The organism is Pseudocnuella soli, assembly GCF_004347775.1.
GTDB lineage: Bacteria > Bacteroidota > Bacteroidia > Chitinophagales > Chitinophagaceae > Flavisolibacter > Flavisolibacter aquaticus.
The window spans coordinates 108,544-125,143 of sequence record NZ_CP037755.1; the positions used below are offsets into that span (position 1 = coordinate 108,544).

At 49.9% G+C, this 16,600-nt stretch carries 13 protein-coding genes; 10 read left to right on the forward strand and 3 right to left on the reverse strand.

Annotated elements, in window-relative coordinates:
- Positions 1 to 117 precede the first annotated feature (117 nt).
- The 8 genes from EPD17_RS00485 to EPD17_RS00520 all read left to right on the forward strand — a co-directional run bounded on the left by EPD17_RS00485 (position 118) and on the right by EPD17_RS00520 (position 9,291).
- A complete protein-coding gene (locus tag EPD17_RS00485) occupies positions 118 to 804 on the forward strand; it encodes a hypothetical protein (protein WP_132050847.1) in 687 nt (228 codons plus the stop codon).
- Positions 805 to 864: 60 nt separating this feature from the next.
- Positions 865 to 1,338: a hypothetical protein gene (locus tag EPD17_RS00490; protein WP_132050849.1), complete on the forward strand. Its 474-nt coding sequence runs from the start codon at positions 865 to 867 to the stop codon at positions 1,336 to 1,338.
- Between the two features lie 94 nt (positions 1,339 to 1,432).
- On the forward strand, positions 1,433 to 1,801 hold the full coding sequence (locus tag EPD17_RS00495; protein ID WP_132050851.1) for a hypothetical protein: 369 nt from the start codon (positions 1,433 to 1,435) through the stop codon (positions 1,799 to 1,801).
- A gap of 91 nt (positions 1,802 to 1,892) precedes the next feature.
- Positions 1,893 to 3,152 carry a TolC family protein gene (locus EPD17_RS00500; RefSeq protein ID WP_132050853.1) on the forward strand — a complete coding sequence of 420 codons (1,260 nt, stop codon included), beginning with the start codon at positions 1,893 to 1,895 and terminating at the stop codon, positions 3,150 to 3,152.
- Between the two features lie 9 nt (positions 3,153 to 3,161).
- Positions 3,162 to 4,244 (forward strand): efflux RND transporter periplasmic adaptor subunit, encoded by a 1,083-nt coding sequence (locus EPD17_RS00505; RefSeq protein WP_132050855.1) that lies wholly within the window; start codon positions 3,162 to 3,164, stop codon positions 4,242 to 4,244.
- Between the two features lie 238 nt (positions 4,245 to 4,482).
- Positions 4,483 to 7,596, forward strand: coding sequence for an efflux RND transporter permease subunit (locus EPD17_RS00510; protein ID WP_132050857.1), 3,114 nt, complete (start codon positions 4,483 to 4,485; stop codon positions 7,594 to 7,596).
- 162 nt (positions 7,597 to 7,758) lie between these two features.
- On the forward strand, positions 7,759 to 8,607 hold the full coding sequence (locus EPD17_RS00515; protein WP_132050859.1) for an endonuclease/exonuclease/phosphatase family protein: 849 nt from the start codon (positions 7,759 to 7,761) through the stop codon (positions 8,605 to 8,607).
- 150 nt (positions 8,608 to 8,757) lie between these two features.
- The gene (locus tag EPD17_RS00520) at positions 8,758 to 9,291 is read left to right on the forward strand and encodes a hypothetical protein (protein WP_132050861.1); all 534 of its coding nucleotides are present in this window, start codon (positions 8,758 to 8,760) and stop codon (positions 9,289 to 9,291) included.
- 5 nt (positions 9,292 to 9,296) lie between these two features.
- Here EPD17_RS00520 and EPD17_RS00525 read toward each other — a convergent pair whose 3' ends face one another.
- Positions 9,297 to 10,313, reverse strand: coding sequence for a hypothetical protein (locus EPD17_RS00525; RefSeq protein WP_132050863.1), 1,017 nt, complete (start codon positions 10,311 to 10,313; stop codon positions 9,297 to 9,299).
- A gap of 433 nt (positions 10,314 to 10,746) precedes the next feature.
- On the opposite strand from EPD17_RS00525, the gene EPD17_RS00530 reads away from it, so the two are divergent.
- Both EPD17_RS00530 and EPD17_RS00535 read left to right on the forward strand, forming a co-directional pair.
- Positions 10,747 to 13,920, forward strand: coding sequence for a S41 family peptidase (locus tag EPD17_RS00530; protein WP_132050865.1), 3,174 nt, complete (start codon positions 10,747 to 10,749; stop codon positions 13,918 to 13,920).
- 317 nt (positions 13,921 to 14,237) lie between these two features.
- On the forward strand, positions 14,238 to 14,957 hold the full coding sequence (locus EPD17_RS00535; protein WP_132050867.1) for a peptidoglycan DD-metalloendopeptidase family protein: 720 nt from the start codon (positions 14,238 to 14,240) through the stop codon (positions 14,955 to 14,957).
- 129 nt (positions 14,958 to 15,086) lie between these two features.
- Here the strand turns inward: EPD17_RS00535 and EPD17_RS00540 are convergent, their stop codons facing one another.
- Together EPD17_RS00540 and EPD17_RS00545 are read right to left on the reverse strand one after the other, a co-directional pair.
- Positions 15,087 to 16,172 carry an NAD(P)-dependent alcohol dehydrogenase gene (locus EPD17_RS00540; protein WP_132050869.1) on the reverse strand — a complete coding sequence of 362 codons (1,086 nt, stop codon included), beginning with the start codon at positions 16,170 to 16,172 and terminating at the stop codon, positions 15,087 to 15,089.
- 157 nt (positions 16,173 to 16,329) lie between these two features.
- Positions 16,330 to 16,596, reverse strand: a complete 267-nt coding sequence (locus EPD17_RS00545) for a hypothetical protein (protein ID WP_123893519.1) — start codon at positions 16,594 to 16,596, stop codon at positions 16,330 to 16,332.
- Between the last annotated feature and the right edge of the window lie 4 nt (positions 16,597 to 16,600).

A 16,600-nucleotide genomic window follows, 5' to 3' on the forward strand; every position in this document is an offset into this window, starting at 1 on the left:
AGTGCATTTTACCCCAAAACGGGCCGTTGGCCCCAAACGCTTGCACCCCGCCCCTCCGGTTTGGAAAAGGCCTCACCCATGTTGTTGCTTTGTCCCTGAAACGACAAACAAACAACTATGGCAACCTTCACAATTGTACTTCTTGTCATTCATGTCATCGGCGGTTTTGGTGCACTAATCAGCGGCTTTATTGCTTCCGTTACCCGCAAAGGCAATGGCCGCCACCGGGGCAGCGGACGGGCCTATTTCTGGAGCATGACTGCCGTATTTATCACCGCCGTTGTGCTAGGCGTTTTGAAAGAAAACTGGTTCCTGTTCATGGTGGGCTTTTTCTCCTATTACCTGGTGGTGCGGGGCTACCGGATATTACACCTCAAGCAATTGTGCCGCGGACAAAAAGCTCCCGTTCTCGACTGGGCCGTAGCTACCATAGGCGGCTTATTTGGCCTTGCGCTGATCGGTTCCAGCCTGCGGTTGCTGCCCAACAGTTTTGCGCCGGTGCCGCTGGTGTTTGGTTTGATCTGCGTTGGCTTTGCCGCTAAAGATGTGCAACTGTTCATCAAAGGTCCGAAGGAAAAAGGCCACTGGATCTTTGGCCATATTGCCGGCATGGGCGGCGGCTACATTGCCACCTGGACGGCCTTCCTGGTCACCAACATCACTTTTCTGCCACCGGTGGTGGTGTGGCTGGCGCCCACCGTAATTGGTAGCGTTTGCATCGGGTACACCATTTTTATTTGGAAAAAGAAACTGGCACCCCGCAAGCCTGCGGCAGTTGCTACATCACTGCATTCGGTTTTGTAAAAAAACAGTGGGCGGCAACAAATGCACGGCTTTTGCTGTTTACTACAAAAAGGATCCAATATGGCTCATCCCAACCTTACCCTGATTAGTGCACTGCGGCAGGCAGCACAAAATTTACGCGATGGCGCCCCGTACGCCTGGGGCCACCATGGCTCCTGCAACTGCGGGCACCTGTTGCAAACCGTAACGCACCTGAGCAAAGAAGAAATTTTGCGCCATGCGCATACCGGCATTGGCGAGTGGACGGAAATTGCCGAAGATTACTGCGGCGTCACCTCAGCCCCTGTTTACCTGCTTATTTCGAAACTGGAAGCTATTGGCCTCACGCCACCCGATATTCATCAGCTTGAATACCTCAATAACAAGGAAGTATTGCACCGGCTACCCGGCGGCTTCAGGTGGTTGAAAAAAAATGTGCGGGACGATGTGGTGCTCTATTTTGAAACCTATGCGCAGCTCCTGGAAGAACGGCTGCTGGCTTATATCGACATTCCAAAACCGGAGGTACAACAAAGCATGCAGGTAAGCTTGTAACAGGCTTGAAAACATCGCTGTAATTGCATGTTCACCAGTAGTGCGAATGGAGGTTTAACAGTTTGTTTGTCAGCGGTTCTTAATTTTACGGCCTGTGAAGCAACTGCTGGCATTCATACTACTCCTTTCGCACATGAACACATCCATGTTCTTCCCCGTTATGGAAGAAATGGATTTGTATGATGCCCGTGGCGTGCAGGTAGATGATGTAAACAGCGTGGTGGAATATATTGTGCAGGATGTGCTGATGAACGAACACGACAAACAGCTGCCTGCCGATGACGAAGACAACGACCAGCCGCATTATTTTCACCTGCATAAAGAAGTAAAAAAAATCGTTCCGCCCGAAATAACATTGCTTCCCGAAATACTTCCTGCAGCTAAGCCTCATTTCTTTTCCCCCGATTTTTTACCCCTGCCCAAAGGCTGCAGCAATATCGTTATCCCTCCTCCCAAAGCGTGATTTAAGACGCCGCATGACCGGCATTTTATTGATTCAGCAGGAGCATTGATGCGCCTGCTCATTTCCCTGTTTTCTTAAATCGCGAAACGATATGTCTCTATTGAAAAGAGGCATCCTGTACGCATGGGTCATCCTATGGGGTGGATCATTGTGTGCACAGGATAGCCTGCGCATTTCCCTGCCCGGGGCAGAAAAACTTTTTTTACAAAATAACCTGTACATACTTGCCGCGCAGTTCGATATTGAACAGCAACAAGCACTTGAAGTGCAGGCAAAACTTTATCCCAACCCTGTTGTAAGTGCCGAACTAAACCTCACCTCCTCCGAAAACAACAAGGTGCTGCGTGTAGGCAACAGCGGGCAAAAGATGTTTGCAGTGGAACAATTGCTGCTGCTGGGTGGCAAGCGTGCCCACGCAGTGGCCATGGCCCGCACCAGCACCGATTTGGCAAATCAATCGTTCCAGGATTTGCTGCGCAACCTGAAGCTGCAGCTCAGCACCAACTACTATGGTGTGTTGTTCGATCTGCGCACCTTATCGAAATACGACCTGCAACTGCAGCAACTCGATACCCTCATCAGCCTTTATGAAGTGCAGGCCAGGCAAGGCAATGTGGCGCTGCGCGATGTGGTGCGATTGAAAACCGCTTATATCGACATCAGCAACGACAAAGCACAACTGATGCAGGGCGTGCAGCAACAGCAACGCAACCTGCAATTGCTGTTGCATACCGATGCGGTGATTGTTCCCGATTTTCCGGGTGTGCAGCCGGAGCAATATACCAACCTGCCTTCGCTGGACTCATTGTTTTCGCTGGCGTATCAAAACCGCTCGGACTGGAAAATGGCGGCACTGCAGCAAGACCTTGCCGGCATCAACACCCGCTACCAGCGCAGCCTGGCAGTGCCCGATCTTTCGGTGGGTGCCGTGTACGACCAGCAGGGCGGTGCTTTTCGCAACCAGGTAAACCTGACGCTGGGTCTGCCGCTGCCGCTGTGGAACCGCAACCAAGGAAATATAAAAGCAGCAGCAATACAGCAGCAGCTTTTTGCAAACGAAAAGGCGATGCGCCAGGCAGCAATACGTGCCGAAGTACAGGAAGCATGGCGCAACATGCAGCGCAGCATACAGGAGTATCACAAAATACACAGCCTGTACACCGACGACTTCAACACCGTACTGAATGGCATGGGCGAGAATTTCCGCAAACGAAACATTTCGCTGGTGGAGTTCATTGATTTTTTTGAATCCTACTCCGAAAGCATGGCCGGCGTAAGCCAGGTGCGCAAGCAACTGCTGCTGGCTGCCGAACAAATCAACTACGCCATTGCACTTCCCATCTATCAATAATTACAACACATGAAATCTTTATACAGCTTACTAATCCTGGCTTCGGCCTTAACACTATTTGCATGCGGCACTAACACCCATGCAGTACCGGAAAAAACATTTTCGCTGAGCGATACCATGCTCCAGCAAATGGATTTTGCAAAAGCAACCACGCAACCCGTGCAAAGCAGCCTGAAATTGTTTGGTAAAATCACCGCCGATAACAACCGGCAGGCGCAGGTGTTTCCGCTAGTGGGCGGCACTGTTACCAAAGTGGCTGTGGAACTGGGCGACTATGTGCGGCAAGGACAGGTGCTTTCGGTGATCCGCAGCGGCGAGGTGGCTGGCTTCGACCGCGAACGTATGGATGCCATCAGCGATGTGGCGCTGGCCGAAAAAAACCTGCAGGTAGCACGAGAACTCTACGAAGGCAAACTGAATACCGAACGGGATGTGGCCGCTGCAGAACGGGAGTTGGAAAAAGCCCGTGCCGAAAAAAAACGCACCAATGAAATGTTCCAGGTGTACCGCATCAGTGGCGGATCGAACTACAACGTAACGGCACCCATCAGCGGTTTTATCATCGATAAAAACATCAACCAAAATGTGCAGTTGCGCAGCGATAATACGGAGCCGCTTTTTTCAATTGCACAGATCGACGAGGTGTGGGTGCTGGCCAATGTAAACGAATCGGACATTGGTAAAATACATATGGGTGTAACAGCGGAAATCAATACCATTGCCTACCCCGATAAAACATTTGTGGGCAAGGTGGATAAGATCTTCAACGTGCTGGATCCGGAAACAAAAGCCATGAAGGTGCGCATCCGGATACCCAATGCCGACCTGTTGCTGAAGCCTGAGATGAGTGCTACCGTGCACATTCAATACCAGGAGGCACAAACGCTGGTGGCCATCCCATCGGCTGCCGTAATTTTTGATAAAAGCCGCAACTGGGTAATGGTGTACCACAGCCGGACCAAAATCGAAACGCGGCCTGTGGAAGTGTACAGCCAGTCGGGCAACATTACTTATCTAAAAACAGGTTTGCAGCCCGGCGAAACCATCATCACCAAAAGCCAGCTGCTGGTGTATGATGCGCTAAATGATTGAGGGACGTGAAACGTGAAACGTCAATCGTGAATAGTGAATGGTGAATTGAGTGATGTCTGATCGCTCATGTGGTGATGTATGATTTGGGAAAATCAGCGATCACTACATCAGACATCAGCACATTCCCTTTGCACGATTGACGTTTCACGATTGCCCATTCACCATTGACGTTTCACCATTCACGTTTCACGACAACTTCCCCGCAACAAACCTATTTCCCTACAACACCAATTAATCAATGAACAAGTTCATTCGAAATATCATTGCCTTTTCACTCAAGAACAGGGCCTTTACCTTTTTCTGGGTAGGGCTGCTGGCTATTGCAGGCATTTTTAGTTATATTAAAATTCCGCTCGAAGCATTTCCGGATGTTACCAACACACAGATCATTATTGTAACCGAATGGAGTGGCCGCAGCGCCGAAGAAGTAGAACGTTTTGTAACCACCCCCATCGAAATATCGATGAACTCGGTGCAAAAACGTACCGATGTGCGCTCCGTTACCATGTTCGGGCTGTCGGTGATCAAGATCATTTTTGAAGATGGCGTGGAAGATTTTTTTGCACGCCAGCAAGTGAATAACCAGCTGCGCAATGTGCAGCTGCCCGATGATGTAGAACCCGAAGTGCAACCGCCATACGGACCGACCGGCGAGATCTTCCGGTACACCTTGCACAGCGATGTTCGCGACAGCCGAGACCTGCTCACCATTCAAAACTGGACCATCGACCGGCAGCTGCGTGCAGTGCCCGGTGTGGCCGATGTTGTAGCTTTTGGCGGACAGGAAAAGATCTATGAAATAAATGTAGATCCGGTGCGGCTGCAAAAATTTGACCTTACACCATTGCAGGTGTACGATGCTATTTCGAAAAGCAACCTCAACGTAGGCGGCGATGTAATTGAAAAAAACGGGCAGGCTTACGTGGTGCGGGGTTTGGGTTTGCTCAATTCCATCGCCGATATTGAAAACACCATCATCAACAACTACAACGGAAACCCCGTGCTGGTAAAAAATGTAGCCGATGTAGCCGAGGGCAGCGCACCACGGGTGGGCCAGGTAGGCCTCAACCACCAGGACGATGTTGTGGAAGGCATTGTGGTGATGCGCAAAGACGAGAACCCCAGCGTAGTGCTGGCTGCGGTGAAGGAAAAGATCGAAGACCTCAACACCCGTGTGCTGCCTAAAGATGTACAACTGGTGGCCTTCTACGACCGCGATAACCTGATTGACTATTGCACCCGCACCGTGATGAACAACCTGTTGGAAGGCATTGTGCTGGTAACGGTGATCGTGTTCATTTTTATGGCCGATTGGCGTACTACGCTGATTGTTTCCATCATCATTCCGCTGGCGCTCCTGTTTGCGTTTTTCTGTCTTCGGTTAAAGGGCATGAGTGCCAACCTGCTCTCATTGGGTGCAGTGGATTTTGGCATCATCATCGACGGCGCAGTGGTAATGGTGGAAGGCTTGTTTGTGGCACTCGATCATAAAGCACATAAGGAAGGAATGCCGCGGTTCAATAAGCTGGCAAAGCTGGGCCTCATCAAGCGAACGGGCACCGAAATGGGCAAGGCGGTTTTCTTTTCCAAGCTCATTATCATCACGGCGCTGCTACCCATTTTTTCTTTTCAAAAAGTGGAAGGTAAAATGTTTGCGCCGCTGGCATGGACGCTTGGTTTTGCCCTGCTGGGTGCGCTGCTGTTTACGTTAACCCTGGTGCCTGTATTGAGTTCCATTTTGCTGCGCAAAAATGTGCGGGAAAAAAACAACCGCTTTGTAAACTTCATCAACAACAGTGTGGCAAGTGGCTTTGGCTGGACTTTTCGCCACAAAAAATGGAGCATGCTGGTGGCAACAGCGGTGCTGGCCATTACCATGTTTTCGGTGCGCTGGCTGGGCACCGAGTTTTTGCCACCGCTTAATGAAGGCGCACTGTGGGTTACGGCCGAACTGCCCATGAGTTATTCGCAAACCGAAAGCGTAAAGGTGGCGGGCCAAATAAGAAAGGAACTCATGAAGTTTAGCGAAGTAAAACAAGTGTTGTCGCAGGAAGGACGAAGCAACGACGGTACAGATCCGAACGGTTTTAATTTCCTGCAGTTCCAGGTTGACCTGAAACCAAAATCGGAATTGGGCGGAAAATCAATCGATGACATTATTGGTGAAATGGATGCGCAGCTTTCCAAATTACAGGGCATTACGTACAACTACTCGCAACCCATTATCGACAACGTTGCCGAAGCGGCTGCAGGCATCAAAGCATCGAATGCAGTGAAGATCTATGGCGACGACCTGGACGAGCTGGATAAAATTGCCAACAGTGTAATGGCACAAATTGCCGATGTGCCCGGCATCAAGGATGTGGGCATTTTGCGCAACATTGGCCAGCCCGAAATCAGTGTGCTGCTTGATGAAGAAAAGATGGCTATTTACGGCGTTACCAAAGCCGATGCGCAGGCAGTAATTGAAATGGCCATTGGTGGTAAAACCGCGACCGCCAAATACGAAGGCGAACGCAAATTTGATGTGCGTGTTCGGTACGAACAGCAATACCGCAAAGACGAAGATGACATTGCCAACCTGATGGTGCCCAACCTGCGCGGCGAAAAAATTCCGCTGAAGGAAATTGGGCAGGTACAAAAACTAACGGGCCCTGCATTTGTTTTTCGCGATAATACCCAACGCTTTATAGGCGTAAAGTTTTCGGTGCGGGAACGCGACCTGGGCAGCACTATTGCCGAAGCACAGCAAAAGGTAACCAACAACATTAAGCTGCCCGCGGGTTACACCATTGGCTGGACCGGCGAGTTTGAAAACCAGGTCCGGGCATCGGAGCGGCTGGCGCAGGTAGTGCCCATTTCGCTGATCGCCATTTTTGTGCTGCTCTTTATCATGTTTGGCAACATCAAAGATGCAGCATTGGTATTGGTAAACGTTCCGTTTGCACTCATTGGCGGCATTATTGCGCTGCATTTTACGGGCATCAATTTCGGCATTTCGGCCGGCGTGGGCTTTATCGCATTGTTTGGTATTTGTGTGCAAAACGGCGTGATCCTGATCTCGGAATTCAATAAAAAGCTGCGGCAAAAAATGTCGCTGGAGAAGGCGGTGTTTGAAGGCGTAAAAGTGCGCACCAGGCCCGTAGTAATGACGGCCATGATGGCGGCGCTGGGCTTGTTGCCCGCGGCACTGTCAACCGGCATTGGGTCTGAATCGCAAAAGCCATTGGCCATTGTGATCATTGGCGGACTGGTTACCGCCACCGTGCTCACGCTGCTTATTTTCCCGATTGTGTATTGGTTTTTTACCGCAAAACATTTGCACACCACGATGCCATGTAAAAGCGCATAAACAATTGCTGGCTGTTCATTGCACGGTTGTTTGCGCTTGCATTTGGAAGCATATATTTTCTAAGCAGCCGCATTCAACATCTGGAATGAACAGCCACTTGTTTTTTTGTGCTTTAGCCACTTTGGTATTCTTTGGTATCTTTCGGCCCACAAATCACCGCTGATGCGTACCACCTTTTTATTGCTTGTTTGTTTTTTGCTGGCTATAGGCGCTGTGGCGCAGGAGCCGCTGCATGTAATGAGTTTCAACATACGGCTCAACACCACATCCGACAGCCTTAATGCCTGGCCTTACCGCAAAGACAAAGTGGCGCAACAAGTGTTGTTTTACCAAACACACCTGCTGGGTGTGCAGGAAGCGCTGCACCTGCAAATGCAGGAACTGCAACAACGCCTGCCGCAGTTTAAATACATTGGCGTTGGCCGCGATGACGGAAAAGAAAAAGGTGAATACTCCGCGATTTTTTACGACACCACCCGATTGCAGGCTTTACAATCCGGTACGTTCTGGCTGTCGGAAACACCCGAAGTGCCCGGCTCAAAAAGTTGGGATGCAGCCATTACGCGGGTAGCCTCCTGGGCACGTTTCCGCGACCGTAAAGCAGGCAAAGAATTTTTTGCCATCAACACCCATTTCGATCATATGGGCAAAGTGGCCCGTGCCGAAAGTGCACGTTTGCTGCTGCAGCGCATACACCAAATGGGCGGCAACCTGCCCGTGGTACTCACCGGCGATTTCAACGCAAAGCCATCCGAAGAACCCATTAAAATATTAACCGACAGCACCGCGCTGATCTATGTGCAGGACGCCAAAGCCCTTTCGCAAATGCCGCATTTTGGCCCAACCGGCACCTTCAATGGCTGGGGACCGAAAGAAACCGACAACGAACCGATCGATTTTATTTTTATCCGCAATGGCTTCCGGGTGCTGCGGCATGCTACGCTGTCGCAAAGCTGGCAGGGCCGGTTTTCTTCCGATCATTTCCCCGTGTTTGCAGCACTGGTGTTTTAGGTGGGTAAAATGATGTTGTGCACTATCTTGATCGCATAAAAAATTTCAATTAAAACTTCTTTCAATCAATCGCGCTAACCAACATAGCTGCTGAGCTATGAATTACCCCTTTTTTGCAGTAGGTTAGAACCACACCCAACTGCAATGATGATGCGCTATTCCATGCTGATGCTGCTGGCGCTTACCGCCTGCGGCCAAAACAACACCGCCACAACACCAACCAAGCAAAGCAACGCTACACTGGTGCGCCCCGCCAGCCAACAGGAAGCCACTGCCAAGATCCGCAACAACATTGAAGTGCAGGCCAGCGGCGTAACGTTGGAGCAGGCTTATCTTACTTACGACGATGGCACACTGGTAAGCGAGGATAATGTTACCAACGTGAATAAAAAACTGGTGCTCAACCTGGTGGTGGATGGTTGGCAGGTGCAGGATGGAAAAGTGCACCTAGAGGCTTCGGAAAAGCTGGCCACCAGCGAAGGCGAAGTGCTGCTGGATGAACCGGCACTGTTTAGCAAAAGCGGCTTGCAGGCGCTATCACCGCAAGATGCACGCTACCTGCGGCTCAATATTGTTGTTACCGGCATCAACGAACTTTCGGATTATTACGAGGTGACCTTTAAGGTTTGGAACACCTACACGCAACAATTTATTTACGGCACTTACCGGTTTTTTATCGGGTAAATGGTTTACTCCTTTTTAGGTTTCTGCAGCCGGATTAATGCGCTCACCTCCTCGGTGCTTTGCAAGTTGGCTTCGTAGCGCATGTCGCCTACCAGGGCCACCATGTATGATGTGTTGGGTGGAATTTTGCCCAGGTTTTCCGCCACCATCACCAGCTCGTTTTCATCCTGCATATCGGCCACAGCTAGTTTTACCACATGCGCTTTTGCCGTAAGGCGGATGTGCTGGAAAATAAGCTGCTTGTTCAGGAACAAGGAAATGGAATCGCCGTCGATTTCGGCATTGTCGTAAAAACGCAATTCAATGGAATCGCCGCGCAGCGGTATGTCCATGAAATGCTTGGGTGTGCGGGCAATAAATTTTTCTTCAATGGTTTTGGGTGGCGCTGCCACTACTACCGCAGGCTCGGGCTCCTTTTGCGCCGGTGGTGGCGGTATAGATACCATGCCCCTCCTGGGCGGCATTTGCACCACCACGGCAGGTTGCGGCGTGGCCACTTTTGGCTTTTGCCCAAATGCAATCAAGGAAACAGAATCGATGATGCGCGGATCATTAGCGCCTATGGTGTAATTATCAATCACAAAATCCCATTCGTCGGGAAACTGGGAGTTGGTTACTTTATCGAGGTGTAGCGCTGTTTCTTTACCGCCATCTTCTTTCGGCGCTGTTTTGCCATCCAGCATCATAATGCCGCCTCCGGGGCAATTGAAATCGGCGGCCGATGCCAGCGGCACTTTTCCCGGAATCCCCATCATGCCGCCTTTTGTTTCCAGCAACTGGTCGTCCCACCAGGTAACGGCATTGGTTTGCGCATCGCGGTAGCCGCGGATGCTGTAGCGCCGAAAGCCGCCGCCAGCCGCAACATAGTACGAGGTGCCGCGGATGCTGTCGCCCTGCTGCACAAATTTCACTTCCGCCCGCTGGCCACCAATACGCCCTTTCCATACACCGGTAAGGGGCTGTGCCCAAAGGTTGCCGGAGCAAAAAAGAAGCAAAAAGGCGAGGAAGATTTTGGAGGGCATAGCAGTAAGAACGAATGGAGGGGGGATATATTTTATTGTGAAGCTGTTCTTCTGTGGTTTGGTCTGGAAAAGGGAAAGACTTCATTGCGGTTTAATTGGCCTTGCCATTAGGATTTGCACCATAACAAACCAACTTGTACCTGTCATCCTGACGAAGGAAGGATCTGAACCTTTCACAAACAGTTGCTTTGCGCCACTCAGATGCTTGGCTGCGCTCAGCATGACAAAATGTAGCGTGTAAATTTTTGCATTAATAAAGCGAAACATCGAGTAGCACAATAGCTGAAACATGTGGGTCATTTAATTAAAAAGCAACTCCAGTTCTCCACCAGCTACCCGCTCCCAATGATTTTCCAACCCAACTTCCCCGTATTTGACAAGCGGTTGTTAATCCGTTCTAATCCGTTGTATTTTGGACCAAAATCAAATTGGCATGAGAAAAATCTTTTGCGGCTTGTTGTCTGGACTATTGACAACGGCGGCAAGTGCACAAAGCAGTGAAACCTATTTTTTATCACAGCCTACCCTTACCCCCGACGGGCAAACGGTGGTGTTTCATTTTGAGGGCGACATCTGGAAAGCAGCCCTTGCCGACGGGCAGGCCCACCGGCTTACCGCCATGCAGGGATACGAAACCAACGCCAAGGTATCTCCCGACGGCAAATGGATTGCATTTACCGGCCGCCAATACGGCAACCCCGATATTTATGTAATGCCCATTACGGGCGGCGACATCCGCCAAGTAACCTACCACAGCGCAGCCGATGAAATGAGCAGCTGGGGCTGGGATTCGAAAACCATTTATTTTACCAGCGGCCGCTCCGGCCAATTATCAGGCTTTAGCGTACCGCTTACAGGCGGCACACCGCAACGGGTATTTGGCAACTACTTTTTTCAATACGACCACAATCTAGTGGCGCACCCCACCAGCGGCGAAATATATTTCAACGATACCTGGGAAAGTGCCAGTCAGGCGCACCGCAAACGGTATAAAGGCGCCTTTAACCCCGACATACAATCGTACAACCCAGGCACTAAAAAATTCACCAAATACACCACCTGGGAAGGCAAAGATTTTGGTACCACAATCGACAAAGCGGGCAACGTTTATTTTATGTCGGACGAGGCCAATGGCGAGTATAATTTATACACCATGGCCGGCGGCAAAAAAACAGCGCTGACGCGGTTCAATACTTCCATCAAAGCGCCATCGGTAAGTGCCAACGGCGCCAAGGTTGTGTTTGAACGTGACTATCAATTATGGCTGTACGATGTAGCATCGAAGAAAACAGAAAAGATCAACCTGGCCATTTACCGCAATAATGTACTCACCAAGGAAAAAGATTTTGATGTTCGCAACAACATCACTTCTTTCGATGTGTCGCCCGATGGAAAGAAGATGGCATTCACATCGCGGGGCGAAATTTTTGTGAGTGATATTGAAGGCAAATTCATCCAGCAAATACAAAAGGGTTCGGCAGAACGGGCCGAGGAAATAAAGTGGCTGAGCGACAACAAAACCCTGTTGTACAACCAAACCATTGGCGGCTTTCGCAACTGGTACACCATTGCAGCCAGCGGCAGCGGCCAGCCCAAGCAACTTACTGCCGATAAAAAACACAACCGCAATATTGTGTTGAATAAAAAACGCACCATGGCGGTGTACCTGAGCGGCCGCGATGAAGTAAAGCTGCTCGACCTGAAAACCATGCAGCCTAAAACACTGGCCAAAGACGAGATCTGGGGTTTTCAAAACAGCGATCCCGGCTTTTCGCCAAAAGATGATTATGTGTTGTTTACGGCCCGCCGAAATTTTGAAACAGACATCTTTATTCACGACCTGAAAAAGAACAAAACCACCAACCTTACCAACACCGCTATTTCAGAAGCCGATCCGCTTTGGTCGGCCGATGGCAAATACATTTACTTTACTTCGTCGCGGCTGAAGCCTGCCTACCCCATGGGCATGCAAAGCCCGAAAATTTACCGCGTGGCGTTGGAAAAGCTGGATGATCCGTTCCGCATCGACAAGTTCAACGACCTGTTTAAAGAAGAGAAAAAAGACACAACTGCCGGTAAAAAAGATACGGCTGCAAAGCTGGCACCGCAGGTGGATAGTTCGGCGCTGGTGATGGATCTGGAGAACGTAATGGAACGCATTGAACTGATTTCTCCACGCTTTGGCGACCAGTTTTTACAAACCGTATACACCAAAGGCGATAAGACGCAAGTGCTGTACTGGAGCAACCACGGCGAAGGCCGCATGGCGCTCTGGAAAACCGTGCTGGAGCCTTTTGAAACCATCAAAACCGAAAAGATTGCGGGCACCGATGGCACCAATGGCGGCGGCCTTGTAGAAGTTAGCGACAAATTGTATGTGCTGCTGAATGGAACGGTACACAAACTAAACCTGGACGGCAACAAAGTGGAGGCCATTGCTACTTCGTACGCATTCAGGAGATCGTTGCAGGAAGAGTTTGCACAGATCTTTGAAGAGATGTGGGCCAATGTGCAGGAAAACTTTTACGATGAAAAGTTTCATGGCATTGACTGGGCAAAGATGAAAGAAAAATACCAGCGCTTTTTGCCTTACCTCAACACCCGCGCCGACCTGCGCACCATGATGAACGACATGTTGGGCGAATTGAATTCATCGCACCAGGGCTTCAACACCTTTGGTACGGAAGAATCGGTGCAGTTGCAAAACACCACCATGGAAACGGGGATCATTTTTGAAGAGGCGTCGCCCTACAAAGTAAAGTACGTGGTAAAACGCAGCGCTGCCGACCGCAAGGGCATCGACATTCAACCCGGCGATGTGCTGGTGAAGGTAGCTGACCGCAGCGTGGAGCAAAGCATGGATCGTGCTTATTATTTTACACGGCCCTCGCTGGATAAAGAGTTGAAGCTGACGTTTAACCGTGGTGGCAAAACATACGATGTAAGGCTGCATCCGCAATCATCGCTGTACACCAATTTGTACGACGAATGGATTGACAACAACCAAAAACGTGTGGATGAACAAACGGGCAAACGCATTGCTTATGCCTGCATGAAAAACATGGGCACCGACGAACTCGAAAACTTTTTTGTAGATATGACCAAAGAGCTGGTGGGCCGCGATGGATTGATATTGGACCTGCGCTATAATACCGGCGGTAATGTGCACGATGAAGTGCTGAAGTTTTTAAGCCAGCGCTCTTACCTGCAATGGAAATACCGCGAGGGACAATTAACGCGTCAAAGCAATTTTGCACCTTCCGACAAACCCATTGTGCTGCTCACCAATGAGCAATCCCTCAGCGATGCGGAAATGACCGCCGAAGGATTTAAAGCGCTGAAGCTGGGTAAGATCATTGGCAATGAAACATACCGCTGGATCATCTTTACCAGCGGTATGGGACTGGTGGATGGCTCGTTTGTGCGGATGCCATCGTGGGGTTGTTATTCGCTGGATGGAAAGGACCTGGAAATGAGTGGCGTAACGCCAGACATTATGGTGATCAACTCTTTTGAAGACAAGATCAACGGCCGCGATCCGCAACTGGACCGCGCCATCCAGGAAATTACCAAAGGATGGAAGCAAACCGAAACAACGAAAAATTAAGTATAGCTTTTCAATAGTGAAAACAGCCCAATCTTTTTGATTGGGCTGTCTTGTTTAGTGCCATATACACTGGCAATATGCAATGTGCATGTAAAGCAGGTTCTTAGCCTACTTAGTGTCTGTCATGCCGAACTCGTTTCGGCATCCCCTTGTGCTTTGATAAACTCCGCAAGATAAAGGAGATGCCGACATGCGTCGGCATGACAGTGACTGTATTTCACAGACACCGCATTTATTGAAACGACTTTATTTATAACCATAACAGCCATTATTTACAAACAACCTACCCCATTAATTTTGCCCCATAAAAACAAACGATGCAACCCGCACACAACCTGATCAACATACTACAACAACATACAACCAGCTTTCACCCGGTGGTGCCCTTCGAGCCACAAACCGACCGCCTGCTGCCGCTTGATTTTACTGCAGCCAACACCGACCTCACTGATCAAATTTTAAACGACAACAACCGTTTTATTCAATACATCAATCAACAACTGGCCAATGCCGGTGCCCGCTATGGCATTGGTGGCTATGGTGAACACCGCACCATTTACAGCCGCAGCGAGGTGTTTGATAACAGCACCGGCAGCGAGCCGCGCCGCCTGCATCTGGGCACCGATATTTGGGGAGCACCCAACACCAAAGTAATGGCACCACTCGGTGGCATCGTGCATTCCTTTGGCTTTCACCCGGAGCTGGGCAACTATGGCTCCGTGATCATTTTATCGCACCAATTGGAGGGCGTTAGTTTTTACACGTTGTATGGGCACCTGTCGCTGGGTTCCATTCAGAACCTGGGCGAAGGACAGCGCCTTGCAAAAGGCGATGTGTTTGCCGAGTTTGGCATTCCGCAGGAAAACGGCTGGTGGCCGCCGCACTTGCATTTCCAGGTGATGCGCGACCTGCAGGGATGGAAAGGCGATTATCCCGGCGTATGTGCATTTTCGGAGCGGGAGCAATGGTTGGAAAACTGTGTCGATCCCGACCTGATTTTGAACCTGAATCAATACCGGTTAGCGCAGAGTGAATAATCTTTTGCGAAAAATTGAACCACCAAGACACGAAGAAAAAAAGGGGCACTAAGTTGAATTTTACCAGATAAAAAGAGAAGTGATTTTATAAAAAACGCCGCTGGTTGCAGCGGCGTTTTTTTTGTGCTGTTATAGCGTTGCCATATCAATCACAAACCGGTACTTCACATCGCTTTTTTCCATGCGGTCGTAGGCTTGGTGTATGTCCCTCATGGCTATCAACTCAATGTCGGCAGTGATGTTGTTAGCAGCGCAATAGTCCAGCATTTCCTGTGTTTCGGCAATGCCGCCAATAATGGAACCCACCACTACACGGCCCTGGAACTGCAGCGGATACCAATGCAGTTCTCTTGGTTCTGCAGGCACGCCGAGGCAAATTAGTGTGCCTTTCGATTTCAGCATTTCCATGTAAAAATTATCATTGTGTTTGCTCGAAACCGTGTCAAGAATATAGTCAAATTTTTTGGCCACCTTTTTCACTTGCTCTTCGTTGGTGGTAACTACAAAATTGTGAGCGCCCAGCCTCCTGGCATCGGCTTCTTTATGCGGCGATGTACTGAGCACCGTTACATCCGCACCAAATGAAGCAGCAAATTTTACCGCCATATGGCCCAGTCCGCCCAAGCCCAGTACGGCTACTTTATCGCCTTTACCAATTTTAAACCGGCGCATGGGCGAATACGTGGTAATGCCGGCACACAGCAGCGGCGCTACCGCCTCCAGCGGCAGCTTTTCCGATACCCGCAACACAAAATCTTCATTCACCACAATGTTGTTCGAATAGCCGCCATAAGTAATGTTGCCGGTACCTTTTTCAGTACCGTTATAAGTTAGTGTCATTCCATTGTGGCAATACTGTTGTTCACCGTTGTTGCAGCTGTCGCAAACCCTGCACGATTCTACCATGCAGCCCACGCCTACCAAATCGCCTGCTTTAAATTTATGTACATGATCGCCCACATGTGTTACTACGCCCACAATCTCGTGGCCGGGCACCATTGGATAAACAGAGATACCCCAATCATTGCGCAAAAAATGCAGGTCGGTGTGGCAGATGCCGCAATAGCGGATGTCGATTTGCACGTCGTGCGGGCCAGGCGCCCTGCGTTCAAAGTTCCATGGAGCCAATTGTGCGCTGGCTGCGCCGGCCGCATAACCTTTTGATGGAATAGTGCCAATGGCTGTGCTTGCTGCTGAAGTTTGGACTTGTGGCATGAGCAGATGTTTTTGAGGTTAAAAGATGGATGTGTAGCCGAATTAGCGGGAGCATTAATAGGGAGGGTTAGATAAGGTAGAAAAGTTTGCAGCGGAAAGCAATAGCACAGCCAACATATGCCTTCCATGGGTATTAAGCCTGCAGCAGCGCAGGGCATTAAGCAAAAGGCAACATGCTGCCGCAAACCGACAGGCCTATCAACAAAATAATACCGATTGCCAGCAGCATGGCCTGCCCCAATGGCCGGCGGCGGGGCTGGGTTACAAATACAATTCCAATGACCAATTGCACCAGCAGCGAAAGGGCTGCAACTACCAGCAAAGCAAGGCCCCAGTATATACCGGCATCGTCTGATTGTAAAAATAAAAACGGCGTACACAGCACGGCTCCGGCCAGCAGGTTCAAACCAAGACAGATCAACATGAGG